Source organism: Mesorhizobium sp. C277A (assembly GCF_040324395.1).
In the GTDB taxonomy this organism is placed as follows: Bacteria; Pseudomonadota; Alphaproteobacteria; order Rhizobiales; family Rhizobiaceae; genus Mesorhizobium.
The window spans coordinates 1,727,083-1,747,932 of record NZ_JAMYVW010000002.1; the positions used below are offsets into that span (position 1 = coordinate 1,727,083).

Sequence of the window (20,850 nt, forward strand, 5' to 3'; positions counted from 1 at the left end):
GCAGCCTCCGGGACATGATGAAAAGACGATATGGCGCCGCCCTTCCGATCGCCATCCTGCTGGCGGCGATTGCCGTTGTCTGGTGGCCGAGACGCCCGGAGCCGCCGCCACTGGTCATTGGCGGTGACCTGCCCGCGTCTTGCCGGAATGTCGCCTTCGAGGCGGTGACCTATGTCGTCTGCGAGATCGATCTTCGCGCCGACAGCATCGGTGTTTTCCACGCCAGCGCCGATGGCAAGCCTTTTGGTTCGCTCGAAGCCTTCGACAAGGCGGTTGCGGGCGAGGGGAGGCCGGTGCTGCTCGCCATGAATGGCGGCATGTATCACGAGGATTTGTCGCCGGTCGGCCTGCTGGTCGAGAACGGCAGCGAAAAGTCACGGCTCAATCTTGCCGACGGCGAAGGCAATTTCTTCCTGAAACCGAACGGCGTCTTTCTGGTGGGCAATGACGGCAAGGCGGCTGTCATGGAAAGCAACGCCTATGCGGTCACCAAACGCGATGTTGCCTTCGCCACGCAGTCCGGCCCGATGCTGGTGATCGATGGCGTGCTACATCCGCGCTTCGAGGCGAATGGCACCTCGCGCTACATCCGCAACGGCGTCGGCGTGCGCGATGAAAACACCGTTTTGCTGGCGATCTCGCGGTCTGAGGTCAGTTTCGGCAGCTTTGCGCGGCTGTTTCGCGACGCGCTACAATGCCGCAACGCGCTGTTCCTCGACGGCGCGGTTTCCGCGCTGTCGGATGGGAAAAGAATGATCGTCGGCGGAAAATACCCGGCGGGCCCGATCATCTCAGTGTCGGCGAAGCCGATCACGTCAGTGTCGGCGAAGCAGCCGCAGAAACAGTAGGCCAGTCTGGCTTCAGTCCGGCACGCTGGTCTGCAGGGCCAGCGCGTGCAGCACGCCGCCCATATTGCCCTTCAGCGCATCATAGACCATCTGGTGCTGCTGGACGCGGCTCTTTCCGCGGAAGCTTTCGGCCACCACTTCGGCTGCATAGTGATCGCCGTCACCGGCGAGGTCGCGGATCGTCACCTTGGCGTCCGGAATGCCGTCCTTGATCAGTTTTTCGATGTCGTGGGCATCCATTGCCATGGCAAAATCCTGTTCTGGGCGGCTAGGCACGAGTGACTCGGACGGCAGCCTAAAGCCTTTCTGGTCCGGGTTGAAGCCGTTCTGTCGGCGACGCAGTGTCTAAGGGCCATCCTGCCGCGGGTGAACCACACCATCTTCTGTAATGTCGTCGCGGGTCGAGAACCCCCGGCCAAGGCTGAACACCAGGACATAGAGCGGGATGTTGAGCGCCAGGGTGATAATCGGAAGATAGCTGGTCATCTGCCACAAGGGCGAAAAGAATGGTTGGCCATAGCCGTCGCAGATCAGCGATGACCCGTATTCCCACAGCGCGCCGGTAATGACCGCAATGGCAAATAGCTTGATGCAGGTGGCGACATGCCTTGCGCGCGCCGGGTTCGGCAAAAGGCGGCTCCACAGCACAAGGCAGACGATGGGAATCGCATAGATCAGGCTCTGCAAAGCCAGCATCGGCAGTGTGCCATTGGCCGCCTCAAGGAACTGGTCACGCCTTTCCAGCAGCGGACAGACCTCGCTCGAGGTCGTCGACAGCAGGAAAAAGACGAACGGCCCGAGGAACCAGAAGAAGAACAGCGACGGCCAGAAGACGACTGCGATCAGCGTCCGGGCTGCCAGGCTGGTCAACTGGACTTGTCCATGAAGTTCGGGAACCAGCCTTCGTGGGCGGCGGTCAATTCGCTGACCGGGATCGCCCTGGCATCGCCGAGCTTCAGTTCGTTTCCACCGGTCGAGCCGATCCATGGCGCAAAGATGCCGAGCTTGCTCTGTTCGTCGCGGATGGCGTCCCATTCCTTGCTCTGCGGATCGACGGACAGCGTCAGGAGGTAGCGGCCCTGGTCTTCGCCGAACCAGACCGGGATCGGGTCGGTGCCGGCGAGCCCCGGAATGGTGGCGCCGATGCCGGACGCCATCGCCATTTCGGCCAAGGCTATCGCCAAGCCGCCATCGGAAAGGTCATGCGCCGCGGTCACGACGCCCGACGCGATCAGCGCGCGCACGTGGTCGCCGACGCGCTTTTCGTGCGCGAGGTCGACGGATGGCGGCGGCCCGTCGGTACGGCCATGGATGTCCCTGAAATAGGCGGACTGGCCGAGATGGCTGCCCCAGCTTGCGGGTGCGCCGACCAGCAGGATCATCTGGCCCTCGGCGGCAAAGCCGATACGGGTCATCTTCGACCAGTCGGCAATCAGCCCGACGCCGCCGATGGTCGGCGTCGGCAGGATGCCCTGGCCGTTGGTTTCGTTGTAGAGCGAGACATTGCCCGACACGATCGGGAAGCCGAGCGCGCGGCAGGCATCGCCAATGCCTTTCACCGCGCCGACCAGCTGGCCCATGATCTCAGGCCGTTCCGGATTGCCGAAATTGAGGTTGTCGGTGGCCGCCAGCGGCAGCGCGCCGGTGGCGGTGAGGTTGCGCCAGCATTCGGCCACCGCCTGCTTGCCGCCTTCATACGGGTCGGCCTCGCAATAGCGCGGCGTCACGTCGGAGGAGAAGGCGAGCGCCTTGGTCGGATGGCCTTCGACGCGCACCACGCCTGCGTCGCCGCCCGGAAGCTGCAGCGAATTGCCCTGGATCAGCGTGTCGTACTGCTCCCACACCCAGCGGCGCGACGACAGGTCCGGCCCGCCGAGCAGTTTCAACAGCGCGTCGGCGACATCGGCCTTCGGCGCATCGCCGGCGGCGAGCGCCGCAGGCTTCTTCGGCTCGACCCAGGGGCGGTCATATTCCGGCGCCTTGTCGCCAAGGTCCTTGATCGGCAGGTTGGCGACCTCGTCACCCTGGTGAATGACGCGGAAGCGCAGATCGTCGGTGGTCTTGCCGACAATGGCGAAGTCGAGGCCCCATTTGTGGAAGATCGCCTCGGCTTCCTTTTCCTTCTCGGGGCGCAGCACCATCAGCATGCGCTCCTGGCTCTCCGACAGCATCATCTCATAGGCGCTCATGCGCTCTTCGCGCACCGGCACCTGGTCGAGGTGAAGCTCGATGCCGAGGTCGCCCTTGGCGCCCATCTCGACCGCCGAACAGGTGAGGCCGGCCGCACCCATGTCCTGGATGGCGATGACGGCGCCGGACGCCATCAGCTCAAGGCAGGCTTCGAGCAGGCATTTTTCGGTGAAGGGATCGCCGACCTGCACGGTCGGGCGCTTCTCGTCGATGTTGTCGTCGAACTCGGCCGAGGCCATCGTGGCGCCGCCGACGCCGTCGCGGCCGGTCTTGGCGCCGAGATAGACGACCGGCAGGCCGACGCCCTTGGCTTCCGACAGGAAGATCGCATCGGTCTTGGCGAGGCCGGCGGCAAAGGCGTTGACCAGGATGTTGCCGTTGTAGCGGGCGTCAAAATTGACCTCGCCGCCGACGGTCGGCACGCCAAAGGCGTTGCCGTATCCTCCGACGCCGGAAACCACGCCGCTGACCAGGTGCCTGGTCTTGGGATGGTCCGGTGCGCCGAAGCGCAAAGCGTTCATCGCCGCAATCGGCCGCGCGCCCATGGTGAAGACATCGCGCAATATGCCGCCGACGCCGGTCGCCGCACCCTGGTAGGGCTCGATGTAGGAGGGATGGTTGTGGCTCTCCATCTTGAAGACGACGCAGTCGCCATCGCCGATATCGACCACCCCGGCATTCTCGCCCGGACCCTGGATGACCTGCGGCCCGGTGGTCGGCAGCGTGCGCAGCCATTTCTTCGAGGATTTGTAGGAGCAGTGCTCATTCCACATCGCCGAGAAGATGCCGAGTTCGGTAAAGCTCGGTTCGCGCCCGACCAGATCGAGGATGCGCTGGTATTCGTCGGGCTTGAGCCCATGCGCGGCTATGAGTTCCGGGGTGATCGGCACGGAATTGGAAATGGTCATGGGCGGCGATTGGTGTCCATGGGAGAGGGAATTTGAGTCCCCTCATATCGCAAGCTTTGGCGTGATACACCCCATCGGATGACGAAAAACGCCGGAAAACACAAGGCGACGATGGTAGCGGGGCGCCGTTGGGGAACGCTATGGCATCCCGGCCGTTAGGCCTCAAACCAATCAGGAGATTTCGACATGGCCACCAAGCAAGGCAAGAAAGACAATCGCCTCTCCGACAAGGAGGCCATGCATATTGCCGAGACGACCGACGTTTCGCCCAAGCAGGCCAAGGACCTGGCCGAGAAGCACGGCAAGGACAAGGGCGCGAAGGAAGCCAAAAACTTCAAGGCAGAGGGCTGAACCTGAAGATCGGGATACAGGAGGACCGAGTCAGGACGAACTGTCGTAGCCGGCGCGGCCTTCCTCCAGCAGTCGCCGGATCACCGCGACGCCGCCGGTGATGTCCTCGCGCCGCCTTGGCTGCGAGACGCCGAAACGCACGCCGTGAAAAACCTGCTCGGAACGCCCCGCCTTGAACTCGTCCTCGTCGTCGAGGAGCACGCCATTTTCGAGGCATGCGCTCCTGAACGTGCCGGACAGCCAGGGATCGGGCAGCGTCAGCCAGACGAAGGGCACGCTGCCGTGTGACTTGAAGGCGAAACCCGCCAGTGTCTCGCGCACGATGGCGATGCGGGCGGCAATTTCGGCAATGCTGCGTTTGCGGATATCGCCAGCCTGCCCAGACAGCACCAGCCGCGCATTCACCTCCGCCAGCAGGAACGGCATCCCGCCGGTCATCATCTTGTGGGCGACGCGGATGCGATGGCGATAGGCGGGCGGGCAGGAGAGCCAGCCGCCGCGAACACCTGCCGCGACCGATTTCGACAGACCGCCGGCGACAATGGTGCGCTCGGGCGCATATTCGGCGATGAGCGGCGTCGGATCTTCGGTCAGGCCGCCATAGAGATCGTCCTCGATGACGATGACATTGTACGCGCGCGCGACGCGGGCGATCGCCTCGCGGCGCGAAACCGACAGGATCGCCAGCGTCGGGTTCTGCACCGTCGGCATCAGGAAAATCATCTTCGGGTGCTTTTGCGCGCAGACGCGTTCGAAATCCTCGGGATCGAGGCCTTCTTCGTCCGATGCCACCAGTGCTATGCGCCGCCCGATCAGCCCGGCGCTGCGGGCGATCTGCGAATAGGTGAGGTGCTCGAAGGCGACATAGTCGCCCGGCGTGGTCAGTGCCGCAATCGCCGCCATCACCGCGGCATGTGTGCCAAGCGTGGGAACGATGGTGTCGGCCGCCGGACGGAACGAATTGCGCGACAGCCAGCGGGCGCCGGCCTCGAACCAGCGCTCCGGAAAATCCCTGGTGTAGCTCGAAATCTCGTGCGGGTGATCCTGCACCGTGCGCGAGAGCATGTCAGCGACAATGGCGCCCTGGCCGATGTCGGGCGCGGCAGTGCTGTCGAAACGCAGCTTGCCGGGCGGTGCATCGACATAGCGCGTGCCTTGCACGGCCGGCTCGGCGAATTCGGGTGACGCCGCTTCCGATTGCTGCGCCAGCACATAGGTCCCGCGACCGACTTCGCCGCTCACCAGGCCGCGCTCGCGCAGCAGCTGATAGGCTCGGCCGATCGTGCCGACCGTCGTGCCGATATCATAGGCGAGATCGCGCTGCGGCGGCAATTTTGCCCCGGCATCGATGACGCCCTTGTCGATGTCCGACTCGATGCTGTCGGCAAGGCGCTGGTAAAGCGGGCCGGAACCGATGGTGAGGTCAGGGAGCCAATTTGTCATGGTGACAATTCTGTATATTGCACCAGATCGGGTGTCAATGCATATCAGAACCGTACCAAGATGGGTACAATTTGCAAGGTTGGCAGAAAGACAATGGATACAATCGAGACAATCCGCTGCGCGGGCATTAAATTGGTCGGGCCGGCCAGCCGGCGAGGCTTTGTCGGCCGGATCGTGCACGTGGTCAGATCGCTGGCGCGATGGATCGACGTGCTGATCGAGCGCCGTCGCGGCCGCCTGGCTTTGCTCGAAATGACCGACGAGCAGCTCAGGGACATCGGTGTGTCGCGTGACGACGCTCACCGCGAAGGCATCAGGCGATTCTGGGACTAACTTGTAGTCTGGTCAGCGGCGTGTGCCCGGAGCCCTGAGGCGTGAGACGCCCTTGTCGGCAAGCACGGCGAGGATGCACAGCACCAGGAAAACACCGGTGACGGCCAGCGCCGCAAGGGCGACGTTGGCCGCGCCGTTTTTCGCAACGTCGAGGAACGGGTAGGGCACTTCGCCTGCGATCGGTGCGCGCGCCAGCGCATAGGCGAGATAGGCGATCGGATAGGCCATCCACCACGAAATGTCGCTCCAGCGTGTCCTGCCGTCAGCGCCTGCAACAAGCCACCACAGCACGAACAGCACCGGCGTCACATAGTGCAGCAGCACGTCACAGAGCAGGAACAGCCCCTGCGGCTGCCAGAGCTGCGCCAGAACTGTCGCGTAGACGATGAAGACCAGGGCGATGGAAGCCGCCACGCCCGCCCGCATCCGCGGCCCGGCAAAGGCCGGCAGCCAGGCGTAGCCCGAAGGCGACAGCAGCGAGACATGGACCAGCACTGCACCGATGTTGGTCAGGATGGTGAAGAAGCTGAACAGAAAGACGATGGAGCCGAGAAAACTGCGGCCGGCTTCCATCGATGCCGGGATGGTGATGCACGCTTGCAGGACAAGCCCGGCCAGACCGATGATCAATCCCGCAAACTGCAGGAAGCGGCCCATGGCGTCAGGCGGCCGCGTTGCAGGAGGGGTTGCCCGTTTGCCAGCGCGCAATGTCGGATCCGATGCGCGCGCCGAGCGGATCGTCCATCAGCGGACCGAACACGTCGACGCGGCTGGAATTGCCTTGCGCCTGGACGACCAGCAGCGGCTTGCCGCCATAATGCTTGGCCGGCACCAGCAGGAAGCGGGGCGTGCCGCTGAACGAATTCAGCTCATTGGCCATCTGATAGGATTTGAAGGCGGGATCCTTGCTGGCGATCCAGCATTTGTGGGCCGATATCGCTACCTGTTCCATGGCCAGCAGCGAAGCGCTCTTGCCCGTGGGGACCGGCGCGCTCTTCGGGCTGGACTGGCAGGACGCCAACGCCAAGCCGGCAGCAGCCAGGGGACCTAGGCGAACAATCGTCAGTCTCATGGTCAACCGCCCCCGCGTTTTGAAAGGAATTCGAAGAGATATCAGGCGGCGATGCCGAGTGCGCCTTCGAACAGCGCCCGGCCGTCACTGCCGCCATGCGCGGCCTCGATCAGGTTTTCCGGATGCGGCATCAGGCCGAGCACATTGCCCTTCTCGCTGATGATGCCGGCAATGTCGTTGATCGAGCCATTGGGATTGGTGCCTTCGGCATAGCGGAACACCACCTGTCCTTCGCCCTCGAGGCGCGCAAGCGTGTCGGCATCGGCGAAATAATTGCCGTCATGATGCGCAACCGGCGTGCGGATGATTTGGCCCGGCTGATAGCGGCGGGTGAACATGGTGTTGGCGTTGGCGATCTGCAGCTTCACCTCACGGCAAACGAATTTCAGCGAAGCATTGCGCATCAGCGCGCCGGGCAGCAGGCCGGCCTCGACCAGAATCTGGAACCCGTTGCAGACGCCAATGACCATGACGCCCTTGGCGGCCTTTTCAGCGACTGCCCGCATCACCGGCATCCGCGCGGCAATCGCGCCGCAGCGCAGATAATCGCCGAAGGAGAAGCCGCCGGGAATGGCGATCAGGTCGACATCGGGGATTTCGGTGTCGGTCTGCCAGACGGTCGCCGGCGCCTGCCCGGAAATCTTGGTCAGCGCCGCAATCATGTCGCGGTCGCGGTTGAGGCCGGGGAGAAGAACGACAGCTGATTTCATATCAAGCGATCTCCACCGCGTAATTCTCGATCACCGTGTTCGCCAGCAGCTTGTCGCACATGGCTTTCAGATCGGCTTCGGCCTTGGCCTTGTCGGTCTCTGAAAGTTCGAGGTCGAAGACCTTGCCTTGCCGCACCTGGCCGACGCCGCCGAACCCCAGTCCGGACAGAGCGTGCTCTATGGCTTTTCCCTGCGGGTCGAGCACGCCGTTCTTGAGGGTGACGGTGATGCGGGCCTTGATCATGCTGGACAGGTTCCTGTTCGAAGACTTAGCAATTCCAGGAAAAGTCTGAAGCGGTTTTTCGTCCGGAATTGCGTCAAGAAATGAAGACTTAGTGCGGCTTGCCTTTGAGGCCATCGGTCGAGGCGACGAGCACCGGGCCGGTCGGGCGCGGCGGCTCGTTCTCGTTCATGATGCCAAGGCGGCGGGCAACTTCCTGATAGGCTTCGACGAGGCCGCCCATATCGCGGCGGAAACGGTCCTTGTCGAGCTTGTCCTGCGTTGCCACGTCCCACAGCCGGCACGAATCCGGCGAGATCTCGTCGGCAACGACGATGCGCATCATGTCGCCCTCGAACAGGCGGCCGCATTCGATCTTGAAATCCACGAGTTGGATGCCGACACCCATGAACAGGCCGGAGAGGAAGTCGTTGACGCGGATGGCCAGCGCCATGACGTCGTCGATCTCCTGCGGGCTTGCCCAGCCGAAAGCGGTGATGTGCTCTTCCGACACCATCGGATCGTCGAGCGCATCGGCCTTATAATAGAATTCGATGATCGAGCGCGGCAGAACGGTGCCTTCCTCGATGCCGAGGCGCTTGGACAGCGAGCCGGCGGCGACATTGCGCACCACCACTTCGAGCGGAATGATCTCGACTTCCTTGATCAACTGCTCGCGCATGTTGAGCCGGCGGATGAAGTGGGTCGGAATGCCCATGCGGTTCAGATGGTTGAAGATGTACTCGGAAATGCGGTTGTTGAGCACACCCTTGCCGTCGATGACCTCATGTTTCTTCTTGTTGAATGCGGTCGCATCATCCTTGAAGAACTGGATAAGTGTGCCCGGTTCCGGTCCCTCATAGAGGATCTTGGCCTTGCCTTCATAAATGCGGCGGCGATTTTTCATCTGATTTTTCTCTGGATTTGCGGGCAGGCGGCAAGCGACCAGTTCCTGTCCGTCTGCCTAAATTGGTGCGGCGACGGGTGGGGTTCAATGCCGGGTCTATCCCAATCACAGCGTTTGCTCAATCGGCAAATCCTTTCCATCGACCGCTTTCAGGAATGAAATGCCGCAGCGCAGCAAGTGATGTAGCATATTGACCGGCCCGCGCCCTTTTGGTTTGTGCTGCGGCAACACACATATCCATCGCCAACGCGAATCGATTTCATCGGAGGGAAGCCATGAGCAGCATGAAAGACCGCGAAGAGGGTTTTGAGCGCAAATTCGCCTTCGACGAAGAACTTCGCTTCAAGGCTTCGGCACGCCGCAACAAGGCGCTTGGCCTGTGGGCAGCCGAAAAGCTGGGCAAGTCCGGCACTGACGCCGACGCCTATGCCAAGGAAGTTGTGGTTTCCGACATCGAGGAAGCCGGCGATCACGACGTATTCCGCAAGATCCGCAAGGATTTCGACGCCGCCGGCGTCGACCAGTCGGATCACCAGATCCGCCGCACCATGGACGAACTGATGGCGCAGGCGATCGAGCAGATCAAGAACACCTAGAGCGAGTAGCGCTGGACCAATCGACCGCCCGGTCCAGCCGGGCGGTTTTTCTTTGCCTTTTCAGCCTTTTCCGGCTGAACTGTGCGTAGACCTGTTACAAGCCTCTACCCAACGAGGAAAGCACCCATGTCCCTGAAGTCACGCCTGGCGGCGGATGAAACGCTGTTCACCGCCTGGTCCGGCGTTCCGGACGCTTTGACGGTCGAAATCATCGCCAAGCAGGGTTTTGACGCCGTCACCCTCGACATGCAGCATGGCGGACACCACGAAGACTCGGTCTTGCGCGGCCTCGTACCGGTGCTCGCCGCCAACAAGCCGGCGCTGGTGCGCATTCCGGTCGGCCGCTTCGACATGGCCAGCCGCGCCCTCGATTTCGGTGCCGAGGCGGTGATTGCACCGATGGTGAATTCGGTGGCCGATGCAAAACTCTTTGCCGCGGCGATGAAATATCCGCCGATGGGCGAGCGCTCCTGGGGCCCGACCTATGCTTTTCCGCGCCATGGCAAAGGCGACCACGCCGAATGGCTGCGCGACACCAATCAACGCACCATGGCCTTTGCCATGATCGAAACGCGCGCCGCACTCGATGCGCTGGACGGCATCCTCGACACGCGGGGCATTGACGGCATCTTCCTCGGCCCATCGGATTTCTCCATCGCCTGGTCGAATGGCACCACCGTCAATTCGACGCTGGAAAGCATGATGGAAACCGTCGCCTCCATCGCCGAGCGGACGCGCAAGGCGGGCAAGCATCCGGCGATCTACGTCGTTGAGCCGGCGATTGCCGGCCGCGTCGTGGCGATGGGCTACCGGCTGCTGGCGATGGGCTCGGACCATGCGCTGATTTCGCTCGGCGCAAAGATACTCATCAAAAGCATGAACGATTCGATAAAGGGCTGAGGCGTGGTGCCTTGCCCGGTCAGGCCTTGAGGTCGGTCAGGAACTTGGCGAAGGTCATCGACCCTTCCGGCCAAGGGCCGAAGCCGGCATCCTCATTGAGGTGACCGGTTTCGCCGGCATCGATGAACAGCGAACCCCAGGCGCCGGCAATGTCCTCGGCAACCTCGAAGGCGCAGAACGGATCGTTGCGGCTGGCGATGACGATGGACGGGAAGGGCAGCGGTTCGCGCGCATAGGGACCAAAGGTCATCAGGTGACGCGGCCTTATCTCCGGGTTGGCGACGTCGGGCGGCGCGACAAAAAACGCGCCGGCGACCGGCTTCCTGAACTGCGGAATGGCCTGCACCGCGGCCGCCACACCGAGGGAATGGGCAACGATCACCACCGGTCGCTCGGCCTCGTTGACAGCGTTCGCCACGCTCGTCGTCCAGTCCTCGCGCACCGGCTTCGACCACTCCGCCTGCTCGACCCGGCGCGCCGTCGACAGTTTCGATTGCCAGCGTGTCTGCCAGTGTTCGGGGCCGGAATTGGTGTAGCCCGGCACGATCAGAATATCTGCGTCTTTGACTTTCATGGCGCTGAGATAGCGAGCGGCCGTGTCTCGTGCAACCCGCGCTGACGCATGCGGTGCATCACAATCGTGAACAACCTGTTCGATTCTTTCCATCTTGTGTGAACGATCAGGATCGACGATTTGAGGCAGGAAGAGATGGACAACAGAATAGACTGGTGGCGCGGCCTGGGATAATGCGCTGAACGGAGAGTTTTATGAGCGAACTGCCTTTTGCCGCGACGACCCCCGTCAGCGTGTCACGCGTGGGCCTGAAGGCGCGCGACGCCGAAGGACTTGCCGATTACTACCGGGCTGTTGTCGGCCTGCAGGAATTGAGCCGCGCCGATGGCGCCATCACGCTGGGCGCTGCCGAGCGCCCGCTGCTGGTCATAGAGCCTGACGCAGCGGCCAAGCCCGACGATCCGCGCAGCGCCGGCCTTTTCCACACCGCTTTCCTTCTGCCCAGCCGCGCCGATCTCGGCCGTTGGATAAACCATGCCGCCGCCAACAAGATCCGCATCGAGGGCGCCTCCGACCATCTGGTCAGCGAGGCTTTGTACCTGACCGACCCCGAAGGCAACGGCATTGAAATCTATAGGGACCGTCTGCCGCAGGAGTGGAAGTGGAACGGCGACAAGATCGCCATGGCGACCGAGCGGCTGAATCTGGCCGCCGTGGTTGGCAGCGTGCCGGCCGGTGACGCCGGCTGGCAGGGCGCGCCGCAAAACAGCATTATCGGCCATGTCCATCTGCGCGTCGGCCGGCCGGAAGATGCCGAGGCCTGGTGGCACGACGAATTTGGCTTCGACACGGTCGCTAAGTATGGAGGGCAGGCGGTGTTCCTGTCGTCGGGAGGCTACCACCATCATATCGGTGGCAATTCGTGGCACAGCGCCGGCGCCGGCCGCCGCGATCCGTCCCGCTCGGGGCTGGCCTGGGTCGAGATGCGCTCGGACAAGGCAACCGAGGAAACGAGCCGTGAAGATCTGTGGGGCACGGTTATCCGCACCGTGCCGGGCACCGCAGGCTGAGCGGCGGTTCGGGTCCTACACCGAGCCGGCGGCGTAGCCCGTCAGCAGCCCGTGCGCCCAGTTGTCGAATCCGGTCGCCGTGGCGCGGCCGGATGCTTCGGTCCAGTCATAATTGACCACGTGATGGCTGAACGACCATTGTCCGTCCTTGCGCGTCGCGATGGCGTAGCGGGCATGCGGACTGCCGGTCACGGTCAGGCCGGGGAATGCCTGGACGCCGACGCTGCCGGGATTGAGGATTGTCCGGTTGTCCGACAAGCGCACAACGCGCGGCGTATGTGTATGGCCGCACAAGGTCAGCCCGGCGCCGGCGCTGCCCAGCTTGTGCCTGATCTGCTTTTCATTGGAGGGGTAGAAGTGGCTGCCTCCGTCTTCCTCGAGCAGGAACACGTCGTCGTCACTGGGGCTGCCATGGCAAAGCAGGATGTCCGGGGCAGGCGACAGGGTGACCGGCAAGGCCGAGAGCCAGGTCAGGGATGTTTCAGAGAGGCGTTGGTGGGTGAAAGCATCGACGTCTTCCAACCCGGAAGCAGGCGGCTCGACCAGCACACGGTCGTGATTGCCGCGCACGGTCGGCCAATTCTGCGCCATCAGATATTGCGCGGTTTCTTCAGGCCGTAGCGGCCCGGAAAGACAATCGCCCAGATTGACGATTATGTCGGGAGAAGCGTCTTTGATCTGCGCATGAACCGCCTCAAGCGCGCGCAGATTCCCATGGATGTCGGAAAGGACGGCCAGCCGCATCGAAAAACCTATCCGAAAACCCGCTTGAAGATCGTGTCGACATGCTTGGTGTGATAGCCAAGGTCGAATTTCTCGCGGATCTGGGCTTCTGGCAGCGCTGCGGTAACTTCCTTGTCGGCCAACAATTCCTCAAGGAAATCAGCGCCATGTTCCCATACCTTCATGGCGTTGCGCTGCACCAGGCGGTAGGCATCCTCGCGGCTGACGCCGGCTTGCGTCAGCGCCAAAAGCACGCGCTGCGAATGCACCAGGCCACGGAACTTGTTCATGTTCTTCAGCATGTTGTCGGGATAGACCAGCAATTTGTCGACGACGCCGGTCAACCGCGACAGCGCGAAATCGAGTGTTACCGTGGCGTCCGGGCCGATCATACGCTCGACCGAGGAATGCGAAATGTCGCGCTCGTGCCAGAGCGCCACATTCTCCATTGCCGGCAAGGCCATGGACCGCACCATGCGGGCAAGGCCGGTGAGGTTTTCGGTCAGCACCGGGTTGCGCTTGTGCGGCATTGCCGACGAGCCCTTCTGGCCCGGCGAAAAATACTCTTCCGCTTCCAGCACCTCAGTGCGCTGCAGATGGCGGATCTCGGTCGCCAGCCGCTCGACCGACGAGGCGATGACCCCGAGCGTGGCAAAGAACATGGCGTGGCGGTCGCGCGGGATGACCTGCGTCGACACCGGCTCCGGCTTCAGCCCAAGCTTTTTCGCCACATGCTCTTCGACATAAGGGTCGATGTTGGCGAAGGTGCCGATCGCGCCCGAGATAGCGCAGGTGGCAATATCCTCTCGCGCGTGCACCAGCCGCTCGCGGCAGCGTGAGAACTCGGCATAGGCCTGCGCCAGCTTGACGCCGAACGTGGTCGGCTCGGCGTGGATGCCGTGGCTGCGGCCGATGGTGACGGTGTCCTTGTGCTCGAAGGCCCGGCGCTTCAGCGCGGCGAGCAGGCCGTCGAGGTCGGCCAGCAGGATATCGCTGGCGCGGCCGAGCTGCACCGCAAGGCAGGTGTCGAGAACATCTGACGAGGTCATGCCCTGGTGGATGAAACGCGCATGCGGCCCGACGAATTCGGCGAGATGGGTGAGGAAGGCGATGACGTCGTGCTTGGTGACGGCCTCGATCTCGTCGATCTTGCCGACGTCGAATTGGGCGGCGCCGCCTTTTTCCCAGATGGTCTTGGCGGCTTCTCTGGGGATGACGCCGAGCTCGGCCAGCGCATCGCAGGCATGGGCCTCGATCTCGAACCAGATGCGGAAGCGGGTTTCCGGCGACCAGATGGCGACCATTTCCGGCCGGGAATAGCGAGGGATCATCCGTCAGTCCTGATGTGTCGGTGGTTAAGTGCGCCTCCTATCAGAGGCGGACCGAATGCTCAACGCTGCCGGCGTGCAAACCACACGCTGGCGGCGGCAAGCGCGATGAATCCGAGCGGAAAATAGAGCCTGATACCCAGCACCACGAACTGGTAGAGCGCCGTCAGCGAGGTGAAGACCAGTTCGAACGCCCACCGGGCGGTGAAGGCCTCCGCGTGCCATTCGGCGTAATAGGAGCGGTATTGCAGCGCAAACAACCCGCCGGTGAAGGCGAGCGTCGTGGCAAGCAGACAGACGAAGGCGGCGGCGAACGCCACCTCCCAGTGCCGGTCCAGCGAGACCAGCCGCGCCGCGAACAACCCGACGGGAAAGGCCAATGCCGCGCCGGTCGCAAACAGCAGGGCGACGAAGCGGATCTTTTCCGGGGTCTCCCAATTGTCGAGCCAAAGGCCGGTCAGCGCGCTGGCGCCCATGGCCATCGCCCACAGCAAGGCGCCGACAAGCGCCGTGCCCGTCGCTGGTACGGCGCGGCTGACGCGATTTCCGGCGCGCTTGCGCCAACTGGATTGATCGAGCGATGTCACAGGCGTCCGGTCACGGCGATCCAGCGAAAATCCGGTCCTTCGAAGCCGTATTGGCGCACTGCGATCAGCACCGCATAGGCGCTGATGCTGTCCATCGAGAACGTCTGCACCGCGCCGATCCTGTAGCCGTTCGGGCAGCCACGGCTTTTCGGGATCGATTTATCCTCATGCAGCAGATGGGTCCGGCCGCCATCCCTGGCCTCGATCCGCAGCAGGCGAAAACCGTTGACCTCGCCCTGGCTCTGGCAGCTTTCGGTGTCATTCATGCCGATCTCGTCCAGCCGGAATTCCAGCGGCGGGTCGACCGGCGAAAAGATCGGCCGTGGGTTCACCACCATGCGGAACGGGTCGGCCGACAATTCGGTCACCGGGTTGAAGCCGACGGTGATGCCGCGGTTTGCGGTGAGTTCGGCCTGCACAACGACGGCTTCGCCCTTCTGCCTGGCCTGCTGACGGGCCGTATCGAGCGAGGCGGTCTCATCCTCCAGCCGGACCCGGATTGGCGTGCCCTTCAGGAACGTGTCGTCGGCGGTGTTGATGTAGTAGCGATTGGCATAGGGAAAGCCCGAACCGTCTGCCACACCGTATTCCTCGAAGGCGAAGACGCCGCCATCCTTGCTGAAGCCGAGGATTTCAAGCTCGGCGACATCGCCCGCTCGGGCGGCCATGGCGGATGCCAGATGGACCAGCAGGCAAACGCTAATCAGGACGAGATTTCGCATCGGGGTTCCGCTCCGCCTGCCGTGGTTCGATCGTTCCCTATCACGAGACAGTCAAAACATCGTGCTATTCGAAAGGCGATGCATCCAATTCCGCCTCTGTTTGTTATCGTCGATCGTTTTCAAAAGGAGAACACCCCATGACTGAGGCCAGCAAGATTCGCGAGCATATGGAAGTGGTCGGCGCCGACGGCGTTCACATCGGCACCGTCGACAGGGTCGATGGCGAGCGGATCAAGTTGACCAAGGCCGACAGCGGCGAGGGCGCCCATCAGGGGCATCACCACTACATTCCCTTGAGCCTGCTTGCCGAGGTCGAGGGCCAGAAAGTCTGGCTGTCGGCGAATTCGGATGTCGCGGTCAGCTTCGAGGAAGAGGAGTCCGACGCGACCTGACTGAAAGTCAGCGCGACGACCACACCGGAAACAGATCGCCATCGGCCGGCGTCGCGGCATGGATGCCGCGGCTGATGGCGCGCGCCATGGTGGCGCCGGCGGCGGCAAAGAAATCGATGGCATCGTCGGCGCTGAGTTCTATGCCGCTCTTCCCCGTCGCCAGCGCGAACACCAGATCGCCGTCAGCCGGCGTGTGCACGGGCCAGATGGCGCGCACGAAGCCGTCATGCGCTGAAATGGCCAGCCGCTTGGCTGCCGCCTTGGTCAGCACGGCGTCGGTGGCGATGACGGCGATGGTGGTGTTGCCACCGGCCTCGGCTTGTCCACCGACACGCTTGTCGCGGTGTTTCAATAGGATCCGCCTGGCGTCGTCCGGCATCGGCGAGGGATAGCCGAGGCCTCCGAATTCATCGCCGATCTCGAAGGGTGCTGCCCAGAAATAGCGGGTCCGCGCGATCGTTACCGAGCCGGTCGGGTTGGCGGCGGCGAGTGCGCCGATGGTGACGCCGCTGTCGAGCACAGTCGAGGCAGAGCCAAGGCCGCCCTTCAGCCCGGAGCTTAGCGCGCCGGTGCCGGCGCCGATTGTGCCGAGCGGAAAGTCGACTGTTGCCGCCTGAGCTGCTTCGTAGCCGAGGTCGCGGTAGGGAGGATAACGGCCCCAATCCTTGTCGCCGCCATTGCGCAGGTCAAACAGGATCGCCGTCGGCACGATCGGCACCCGAAAGCCGCCGACATCGACGCCAATGCCTTTTTCACGCAACGCCGCCTGCACGCCCGACGCGGCGTCGAGGCCGAAGGCCGAACCGCCCGAAAGCACGACGGCATGAACCGCCTCGATGGAATTGTGCGGTTCGAGCAAATCGGTCTCGCGCGTGCCCGGCGCGCCGCCGAGGATCTGCACGCCACCGACCGCCGGTTCGTCGCACAATACGGTGGTGACGCCCGATTTCAGCCTGGCATCCGACGCGTTGCCGACGCGCAAGCCGGCGACATCGGTGATCAGATTGCGCGGCCCGGTGCGAAACATCAATTCGTCTCCGCCGGCACGAAACGCGTCCCGTCGAAGCGGAAGGCGCGATAGAGGTTTTGGCTCAGATCGCCTTTGTCGTCGAAACGCAGCGGACCGATCGCGGTGGTGAAATCATGCCCGGTTAGCGCGTCGGCCAGCCCCTTGCCCGAGGTCTCGGGCGCGGCGGAGGCCGCCTTGGCAATCTCCACCGCCGCATAGGCCGGCAGGGCATAGCCATCCGGCGCGATGTTTTTGGCCGTAAACGCCGCCAGCACCTTGGGATCGGCGACATCGGCCCATTCCGGCGGCGCGATCATCAGCGTGCCGATGGCGTAAGGCACATCGCCGGGTGGCGTGCGCAAATTCTCGCCGCCGGCAAAGACGATGCCGGCCTCGAGCTGGCCGGCGTCGCGGCCCATAATGGCGATGTCGTCGCCGTCGCCACCGGCAAAGACATGCGTCGCGCCTGATTTCTTCAGCCGGCCGATCAGCCCGATCTGGTTGTCGAGCTGGGGCCGGAACGTGTCTGTGAAGACCGGCTTCAGCGCCGCCTGTTCGGCCGCTGCGCGCAGCGTCTCGGCGGTTTCGCGGCCATAGATGGTCCCGTCATCGACGATGGCGAACAATTCGCTCTGCCACAGCCGGGTCAGGATGCCGGCCACCGCATTGCGCTCGTCGTCGCCGCGTGGCCCCAGCCGGTAGACCGGCCAGCCGGTTTTGGCGCGGCGATCGGTCAGGCTTTCGGTGCGCACGCCAACGGTGATGACCGGTATGTTGGCGTCCTTGAGGATCGGCAGCGCCGCCTGGATCGCCTCGGTGCAGAGGAAGCCGACGACGATATCGACCTTCGCAGCGGCGAATTCCCTGGCGGCGGCAGCCCCGCCATCGGCGGTGCAGGCATCGTCGACCGTCCTGATCTCGGCGCCGTTGGCTTCTGCTGCCAGGGCAGCGCCCGCCTCGATCTGCTTGCCCAGGATCGCCGACGGACCGGACAGGGGCGCGGCGACGCCGACAAGCAGCGTCTGCGCGCCGGCGCTTGCCGGCAGCAGCCAGAGCAGTGCCGCTATTACAGCTGTTGGGGGTCGCATTCTGACGACGAATTCCTCCGTGCCGGTCGCATGCTTCCAGCGTCTCTTCCGCCAAGACCTAAAGGCTGCCCGCCCCAGGCGCAACACGGGAATTTCCGGATTGGCGTCAACCACTTCGCTTGTGGCCTATTGTGTGCCGCCATATATAACGCTTGGGTTCCCGCTTATGGAAAATCATCGGTGTTGAAGTTGAACGACATAGGGCCTCAGGCCTATCGCGACGCGATGGCCCATTTTGCCGGCCACGTCCATGTGGTGACCACCGACGGCGCCGCCGGCAAGCGCGGCACAACGGTGATCGCCGCCTGTTCGGTGTCGGACACGCCGCCGACCGTGCTCGTCTGTCTCAACCGCGAGAACGTCAAGAACGAGCTGTTCGTGCAAAACGGCCGGTTTGCGCTGAACACCCTGGCTTCGCACCAGCAGCCGCTATCGGTGGCGTTTTCAGGCCTGACCGGGCTGTCGGCCGATGAGCGTTTCGGGCTTGGCGAGTGGGATGTCATATCGACGGGCGCGCCTAGCCTGAAGGGCGCTCTTGCGGTTTTCGACTGCGAATTGATCGACACCAAGGATCTCGCCACCCATCGTGTGCTTTTTGGCAAGGTGACAGGCCTGCGCATGGGCGATAATTTGCGGCCGCTGATCTACCACGCCCGCGACTACCACGTGCTGCAAAGCGGGGCAGAGGCGGCAACGGAGAAAGAATGACCGAGCTGAAACCGCGCCCCGCGCCGCGGACGATCGACGAAACGCTCGATCTCCTGACCGGCGCGGACTATGTCGCGGACCGCTCGCTCGCAACGGTGCTGTTCCTGTCCCTGCGCATGCAGCGGCCGCTCTTCCTCGAGGGCGAGGCCGGCGTCGGCAAGACCGAGATCGCCAAGGTGCTGGCGCAGGCACTCGGCCGCCGGCTGATCCGCCTGCAATGCTATGAAGGGCTCGACGTCTCGTCCGCTGTCTATGAGTGGAATTACGCCGCGCAGATGATAGAGATCCGCATGGAGGAGGCGGCAGGCTCGGTCGACCGCTCCGACATGGAGCGCAATGTCTTTTCCGAAAAATACCTGATCCGCCGGCCGGTGCTCGATGCGCTGACCGGCAAGGCGGGTGCGGCCCCGGTGTTCCTGATCGACGAGCTCGACCGCACCGACGAAGCCTTCGAGGCGTTCCTGCTCGAAATCCTGTCCGATTTCCAGGTGACGGTGCCCGAGCTTGGCACGATCAAGGCGGAGGAGCCGCCGATCGTCATCATCACCACCAACCGCACCCGCGAAATCCACGACGCGCTGAAGCGGCGCTGCCTCTATCACTGGGTCGACTATCCCAATGCCGAGCGCGAGCTGGAGATCGTGCGCCGCAAGGTGCCGCAGGCCAACAGCCGACTTTCCGCGGAAGTGGTGTCGTTCATCCAGAAGCTGCGCCGGGTCGAGCTGTTCAAGGCGCCGGGTGTCGCCGAAACCATCGACTGGGCCGGCGCGCTGACCGAACTCGACAAGGTGGCGCTCGATCCCGAAACCGTCTCCGACACGATCGGCGTTTTGTTGAAATACCAGGACGACATTGCCCGCATCGGCGCGGGCGAGGGCCGGCGCATCCTCGATGAGGTCAAGGCCGAACTGGTGGCGGCGGAGTAGGGCAGTGAAGGCGCCGGGTGCTTACCCCAAAGAGACCGACCCCAGAGAGGCGACGGAAGACGGGCGCATCGCCGACAACATCGTCTATTTCGCCCGCACCTTGCGCAAATCCGGCATGCGGGTCGGGCCGGCTTCGGTCAAGGATGGGATCGAGGCGGTGCTGGCAGCCGGCATCGGTTCGCGCGACGATTTCTACTGGACGCTGCATGCCGTGCTGGTGTCGCGGCACGAGGATCACCCTGTTTTCGACGAAGCCTTCCGGCTGTTCTGGAAATCGCGCGAGCTGATCGAGAAACTTCTGGCGATGTTCTCGCCGGTGGCGCCCGACACCAGGGAGAAGCAAAAGCCGCGCACGGCAGAAAACCGCGTCAGCCAGGCCATGTTCGAAGGCCACGAGAAGAATCGGCCGGTCAGGGAAATCCCGGAGATTGAAGTCGACGCCCGGCTAACCTTCTCTGGGAATGAAGTGCTGCGCGGCAAGGACTTTGCCCAGATGAATGCCGACGAGATGGCAGACGCCAAGAAGGCGATTGCCCGGCTGCGGCTGCCGTTCGACATGGTCCGTACCCGACGCTTCAAGGCAGACCTGCATGGCCGCCGTATCGATCCACGCGCCATGATGCGCTCGGCCGCGCGCACCGGCGGCGAACTGATCCTGCCGAAATTCCGCTCAGCCCGCGAAGTGCATCCGCCGCTGGTGGTTCTCGCCGATATCTCCGGTTCGATGAGCCAGTACACGCGCATCTTCCTGCACTTTCTGCATGCGCTGACCGAAAAACGGCGGCGCGTGCACACCTTCGTCTTCGGCACGCGGCTGACCAATCTCACGCGGCAGATGCGCCATCGCGACCCCGATGCCGCCCTTGCCGACTGCTCGGCGGCGGTGAAGGACTGGTCGGGCGGCACCCGCATCGGCGATACGCTGGCGGAGTTCAACAAGCACTGGTCACGCCGCGTGCTCGGGCAGGGTGCGGTGGTGCTGCTGATCACCGACGGGCTGGAGCGCGACGATGTCGCCGGCCTGTCGGAGGAGATGGATCGCCTGCACAAATCCTGCCGGCGGCTGATCTGGCTGAATCCCCTATTGCGCTTCGACGGTTTCGAGGCCCGCGCCCGCGGCGTCAGAGCGATGCTGCCTCATGTCGACGAGTTCCGCTCGGTACACAATCTCGATGCGCTGGCCGACCTCTGCGCCTCGCTGGACAAGAAATCCGCCGCTTCGGTCGATCCGCGTCGCTGGCTGGACGCTGGTGTCAGGCGCGCCGCATAGCCATATTGGATTCCGAAAACAGGCTCCCAGAGAAA

27 protein-coding genes are annotated in these 20,850 nt (G+C 63.5%); 10 read left to right on the forward strand and 17 right to left on the reverse strand.

Features of this window, described 5'->3' with window-relative positions:
- The first annotated feature begins 14 nt into the window (after positions 1–14).
- The gene (locus NKK52_RS08615) at positions 15–848 is read left to right on the forward strand and encodes a phosphodiester glycosidase family protein (protein ID WP_023684882.1); all 834 of its coding nucleotides are present in this window, start codon (positions 15–17) and stop codon (positions 846–848) included.
- A gap of 12 nt (positions 849–860) precedes the next feature.
- Here NKK52_RS08615 and NKK52_RS08620 read toward each other — a convergent pair whose 3' ends face one another.
- The 3 genes from NKK52_RS08620 to purL form a co-directional block, all read right to left on the reverse strand.
- The gene (locus NKK52_RS08620) at positions 861–1,094 is read right to left on the reverse strand and encodes a BolA/IbaG family iron-sulfur metabolism protein (RefSeq protein ID WP_010909092.1); all 234 of its coding nucleotides are present in this window, start codon (positions 1,092–1,094) and stop codon (positions 861–863) included.
- 99 nt (positions 1,095–1,193) lie between these two features.
- Entirely contained in the window at positions 1,194–1,718 is a 525-nt protein-coding gene (locus tag NKK52_RS08625) for a hypothetical protein (protein WP_023684883.1), read from the reverse strand.
- Positions 1,715–3,946, reverse strand: coding sequence for a phosphoribosylformylglycinamidine synthase subunit PurL (purL, locus tag NKK52_RS08630; protein ID WP_023684884.1), 2,232 nt, complete (start codon positions 3,944–3,946; stop codon positions 1,715–1,717). The genes NKK52_RS08625 and purL overlap by 4 nt, the downstream gene beginning before the upstream one ends.
- A gap of 186 nt (positions 3,947–4,132) precedes the next feature.
- On the opposite strand from purL, the gene NKK52_RS08635 reads away from it, so the two are divergent.
- Entirely contained in the window at positions 4,133–4,297 is a 165-nt protein-coding gene (locus tag NKK52_RS08635) for a hypothetical protein (protein WP_023669098.1), read from the forward strand.
- Between the two features lie 30 nt (positions 4,298–4,327).
- Here NKK52_RS08635 and NKK52_RS08640 read toward each other — a convergent pair whose 3' ends face one another.
- Positions 4,328–5,740 carry an aminotransferase-like domain-containing protein gene (locus NKK52_RS08640; RefSeq protein ID WP_023684885.1) on the reverse strand — a complete coding sequence of 471 codons (1,413 nt, stop codon included), beginning with the start codon at positions 5,738–5,740 and terminating at the stop codon, positions 4,328–4,330.
- A gap of 93 nt (positions 5,741–5,833) precedes the next feature.
- Between NKK52_RS08640 and NKK52_RS08645 the strand changes: the two genes are divergently transcribed.
- Positions 5,834–6,073 carry a DUF1127 domain-containing protein gene (locus NKK52_RS08645; protein ID WP_023684886.1) on the forward strand — a complete coding sequence of 80 codons (240 nt, stop codon included), beginning with the start codon at positions 5,834–5,836 and terminating at the stop codon, positions 6,071–6,073.
- Between the two features lie 12 nt (positions 6,074–6,085).
- Here NKK52_RS08645 and NKK52_RS08650 read toward each other — a convergent pair whose 3' ends face one another.
- The 6 genes from NKK52_RS08650 to NKK52_RS08675 all read right to left on the reverse strand — a co-directional run bounded on the left by NKK52_RS08650 (position 6,086) and on the right by NKK52_RS08675 (position 9,210).
- A complete protein-coding gene (locus NKK52_RS08650; protein ID WP_023684887.1) occupies positions 6,086–6,730 on the reverse strand; it encodes a Pr6Pr family membrane protein in 645 nt (214 codons plus the stop codon).
- Positions 6,731–6,734: 4 nt separating this feature from the next.
- Positions 6,735–7,145: a hypothetical protein gene (locus NKK52_RS08655; RefSeq protein WP_023669094.1), complete on the reverse strand. Its 411-nt coding sequence runs from the start codon at positions 7,143–7,145 to the stop codon at positions 6,735–6,737.
- 41 nt (positions 7,146–7,186) lie between these two features.
- Entirely contained in the window at positions 7,187–7,855 is a 669-nt protein-coding gene (gene purQ, locus NKK52_RS08660) for a phosphoribosylformylglycinamidine synthase subunit PurQ (protein ID WP_023684888.1), read from the reverse strand.
- Between the two features lies 1 nt (position 7,856).
- Positions 7,857–8,099: a phosphoribosylformylglycinamidine synthase subunit PurS gene (gene purS, locus NKK52_RS08665; RefSeq protein WP_023669092.1), complete on the reverse strand. Its 243-nt coding sequence runs from the start codon at positions 8,097–8,099 to the stop codon at positions 7,857–7,859.
- Between the two features lie 88 nt (positions 8,100–8,187).
- Entirely contained in the window at positions 8,188–8,982 is a 795-nt protein-coding gene (purC, locus tag NKK52_RS08670; RefSeq protein ID WP_013532127.1) for a phosphoribosylaminoimidazolesuccinocarboxamide synthase, read from the reverse strand.
- Between the two features lie 105 nt (positions 8,983–9,087).
- Positions 9,088–9,210, reverse strand: a complete 123-nt coding sequence (locus tag NKK52_RS08675; protein ID WP_280790911.1) for a hypothetical protein — start codon at positions 9,208–9,210, stop codon at positions 9,088–9,090.
- A gap of 47 nt (positions 9,211–9,257) precedes the next feature.
- On the opposite strand from NKK52_RS08675, the gene NKK52_RS08680 reads away from it, so the two are divergent.
- Entirely contained in the window at positions 9,258–9,578 is a 321-nt protein-coding gene (locus NKK52_RS08680) for a DUF1476 domain-containing protein (RefSeq protein WP_023669091.1), read from the forward strand.
- 126 nt (positions 9,579–9,704) lie between these two features.
- The gene (locus tag NKK52_RS08685; RefSeq protein ID WP_023684889.1) at positions 9,705–10,478 is read left to right on the forward strand and encodes an HpcH/HpaI aldolase family protein; all 774 of its coding nucleotides are present in this window, start codon (positions 9,705–9,707) and stop codon (positions 10,476–10,478) included.
- 19 nt (positions 10,479–10,497) lie between these two features.
- Here NKK52_RS08685 and NKK52_RS08690 read toward each other — a convergent pair whose 3' ends face one another.
- Positions 10,498–11,052, reverse strand: a complete 555-nt coding sequence (locus tag NKK52_RS08690) for an RBBP9/YdeN family alpha/beta hydrolase (RefSeq protein WP_023684890.1) — start codon at positions 11,050–11,052, stop codon at positions 10,498–10,500.
- A 194-nt stretch (positions 11,053–11,246) separates the two neighbouring features.
- Between NKK52_RS08690 and NKK52_RS08695 the strand changes: the two genes are divergently transcribed.
- A complete protein-coding gene (locus NKK52_RS08695) occupies positions 11,247–12,062 on the forward strand; it encodes a VOC family protein (protein ID WP_023684891.1) in 816 nt (271 codons plus the stop codon).
- A gap of 15 nt (positions 12,063–12,077) precedes the next feature.
- Here the strand turns inward: NKK52_RS08695 and NKK52_RS08700 are convergent, their stop codons facing one another.
- From NKK52_RS08700 to NKK52_RS08715, 4 genes are all read right to left on the reverse strand, one after another.
- Positions 12,078–12,806, reverse strand: coding sequence for a metallophosphoesterase family protein (locus NKK52_RS08700; RefSeq protein ID WP_023684892.1), 729 nt, complete (start codon positions 12,804–12,806; stop codon positions 12,078–12,080).
- Positions 12,807–12,814: 8 nt separating this feature from the next.
- Complete coding sequence (purB, locus tag NKK52_RS08705) at positions 12,815–14,116, reverse strand: adenylosuccinate lyase (protein WP_023684893.1); 1,302 nt, start codon at positions 14,114–14,116, stop codon at positions 12,815–12,817.
- A 59-nt stretch (positions 14,117–14,175) separates the two neighbouring features.
- Positions 14,176–14,595 (reverse strand): hypothetical protein, encoded by a 420-nt coding sequence (locus NKK52_RS08710; protein ID WP_245261990.1) that lies wholly within the window; start codon positions 14,593–14,595, stop codon positions 14,176–14,178.
- Positions 14,596–14,696: 101 nt separating this feature from the next.
- On the reverse strand, positions 14,697–15,422 hold the full coding sequence (locus NKK52_RS08715) for a DUF2259 domain-containing protein (protein ID WP_023684895.1): 726 nt from the start codon (positions 15,420–15,422) through the stop codon (positions 14,697–14,699).
- A gap of 137 nt (positions 15,423–15,559) precedes the next feature.
- On the opposite strand from NKK52_RS08715, the gene NKK52_RS08720 reads away from it, so the two are divergent.
- The gene (locus tag NKK52_RS08720; RefSeq protein WP_023684896.1) at positions 15,560–15,814 is read left to right on the forward strand and encodes a DUF2171 domain-containing protein; all 255 of its coding nucleotides are present in this window, start codon (positions 15,560–15,562) and stop codon (positions 15,812–15,814) included.
- 7 nt (positions 15,815–15,821) lie between these two features.
- On the opposite strand, the gene NKK52_RS08725 is transcribed toward NKK52_RS08720, so the two are convergent.
- Together NKK52_RS08725 and NKK52_RS08730 are read right to left on the reverse strand one after the other, a co-directional pair.
- A complete protein-coding gene (locus NKK52_RS08725; RefSeq protein ID WP_023684897.1) occupies positions 15,822–16,841 on the reverse strand; it encodes a P1 family peptidase in 1,020 nt (339 codons plus the stop codon).
- A complete protein-coding gene (locus tag NKK52_RS08730; RefSeq protein WP_023684898.1) occupies positions 16,841–17,911 on the reverse strand; it encodes a branched-chain amino acid ABC transporter substrate-binding protein in 1,071 nt (356 codons plus the stop codon). Before NKK52_RS08730 ends, NKK52_RS08725 begins: the two co-directional genes overlap by 1 nt.
- A 180-nt stretch (positions 17,912–18,091) precedes the next feature.
- On the opposite strand from NKK52_RS08730, the gene NKK52_RS08735 reads away from it, so the two are divergent.
- Genes NKK52_RS08735 through NKK52_RS08745 form a run of 3 tightly spaced genes read left to right on the forward strand, consistent with a single transcriptional unit; the run spans position 18,092 to position 20,815 of the window.
- Positions 18,092–18,619 carry a flavin reductase gene (locus tag NKK52_RS08735; protein WP_023684899.1) on the forward strand — a complete coding sequence of 176 codons (528 nt, stop codon included), beginning with the start codon at positions 18,092–18,094 and terminating at the stop codon, positions 18,617–18,619.
- Positions 18,616–19,545, forward strand: coding sequence for an AAA family ATPase (locus NKK52_RS08740; protein ID WP_023684900.1), 930 nt, complete (start codon positions 18,616–18,618; stop codon positions 19,543–19,545). The genes NKK52_RS08735 and NKK52_RS08740 overlap by 4 nt, the downstream gene beginning before the upstream one ends.
- Positions 19,546–19,549: 4 nt before the next feature.
- Entirely contained in the window at positions 19,550–20,815 is a 1,266-nt protein-coding gene (locus NKK52_RS08745; protein WP_023684901.1) for a vWA domain-containing protein, read from the forward strand.
- Positions 20,816–20,850 lie beyond the last annotated feature (35 nt).

Excerpts from the sequence above, each read along its gene's own strand:
- NKK52_RS08615 (WP_023684882.1), top strand. The coding sequence starts at position 15 with ATGATGAAAAGACGATATGGCGCCGCCCTTCCGATCGCCATCCTGCTG.
- NKK52_RS08620 (WP_010909092.1), bottom strand. The coding sequence starts at position 1,094 with ATGGCAATGGATGCCCACGACATCGAAAAACTGATCAAGGACGGCATT.
- purL (WP_023684884.1), bottom strand. The coding sequence starts at position 3,946 with ATGACCATTTCCAATTCCGTGCCGATCACCCCGGAACTCATAGCCGCG.
- NKK52_RS08635 (WP_023669098.1), top strand. The coding sequence starts at position 4,133 with ATGGCCACCAAGCAAGGCAAGAAAGACAATCGCCTCTCCGACAAGGAG.
- NKK52_RS08640 (WP_023684885.1), bottom strand. The coding sequence starts at position 5,740 with ATGACAAATTGGCTCCCTGACCTCACCATCGGTTCCGGCCCGCTTTAC.
- NKK52_RS08645 (WP_023684886.1), top strand. The coding sequence starts at position 5,834 with ATGGATACAATCGAGACAATCCGCTGCGCGGGCATTAAATTGGTCGGG.
- NKK52_RS08650 (WP_023684887.1), bottom strand. The coding sequence starts at position 6,730 with ATGGGCCGCTTCCTGCAGTTTGCGGGATTGATCATCGGTCTGGCCGGG.
- NKK52_RS08655 (WP_023669094.1), bottom strand. The coding sequence starts at position 7,145 with ATGAGACTGACGATTGTTCGCCTAGGTCCCCTGGCTGCTGCCGGCTTG.
- purQ (WP_023684888.1), bottom strand. The coding sequence starts at position 7,855 with ATGAAATCAGCTGTCGTTCTTCTCCCCGGCCTCAACCGCGACCGCGAC.
- purS (WP_023669092.1), bottom strand. The coding sequence starts at position 8,099 with ATGATCAAGGCCCGCATCACCGTCACCCTCAAGAACGGCGTGCTCGAC.
- purC (WP_013532127.1), bottom strand. The coding sequence starts at position 8,982 with ATGAAAAATCGCCGCCGCATTTATGAAGGCAAGGCCAAGATCCTCTAT.
- NKK52_RS08680 (WP_023669091.1), top strand. The coding sequence starts at position 9,258 with ATGAGCAGCATGAAAGACCGCGAAGAGGGTTTTGAGCGCAAATTCGCC.
- NKK52_RS08685 (WP_023684889.1), top strand. The coding sequence starts at position 9,705 with ATGTCCCTGAAGTCACGCCTGGCGGCGGATGAAACGCTGTTCACCGCC.
- NKK52_RS08690 (WP_023684890.1), bottom strand. The coding sequence starts at position 11,052 with ATGAAAGTCAAAGACGCAGATATTCTGATCGTGCCGGGCTACACCAAT.
- NKK52_RS08695 (WP_023684891.1), top strand. The coding sequence starts at position 11,247 with ATGAGCGAACTGCCTTTTGCCGCGACGACCCCCGTCAGCGTGTCACGC.
- NKK52_RS08700 (WP_023684892.1), bottom strand. The coding sequence starts at position 12,806 with ATGCGGCTGGCCGTCCTTTCCGACATCCATGGGAATCTGCGCGCGCTT.
- purB (WP_023684893.1), bottom strand. The coding sequence starts at position 14,116 with ATGATCCCTCGCTATTCCCGGCCGGAAATGGTCGCCATCTGGTCGCCG.
- NKK52_RS08710 (WP_245261990.1), bottom strand. The coding sequence starts at position 14,595 with ATGGCCATGGGCGCCAGCGCGCTGACCGGCCTTTGGCTCGACAATTGG.
- NKK52_RS08715 (WP_023684895.1), bottom strand. The coding sequence starts at position 15,422 with ATGCGAAATCTCGTCCTGATTAGCGTTTGCCTGCTGGTCCATCTGGCA.
- NKK52_RS08720 (WP_023684896.1), top strand. The coding sequence starts at position 15,560 with ATGACTGAGGCCAGCAAGATTCGCGAGCATATGGAAGTGGTCGGCGCC.
- NKK52_RS08725 (WP_023684897.1), bottom strand. The coding sequence starts at position 16,841 with ATGTTTCGCACCGGGCCGCGCAATCTGATCACCGATGTCGCCGGCTTG.
- NKK52_RS08730 (WP_023684898.1), bottom strand. The coding sequence starts at position 17,911 with ATGCGACCCCCAACAGCTGTAATAGCGGCACTGCTCTGGCTGCTGCCG.
- NKK52_RS08740 (WP_023684900.1), top strand. The coding sequence starts at position 18,616 with ATGACCGAGCTGAAACCGCGCCCCGCGCCGCGGACGATCGACGAAACG.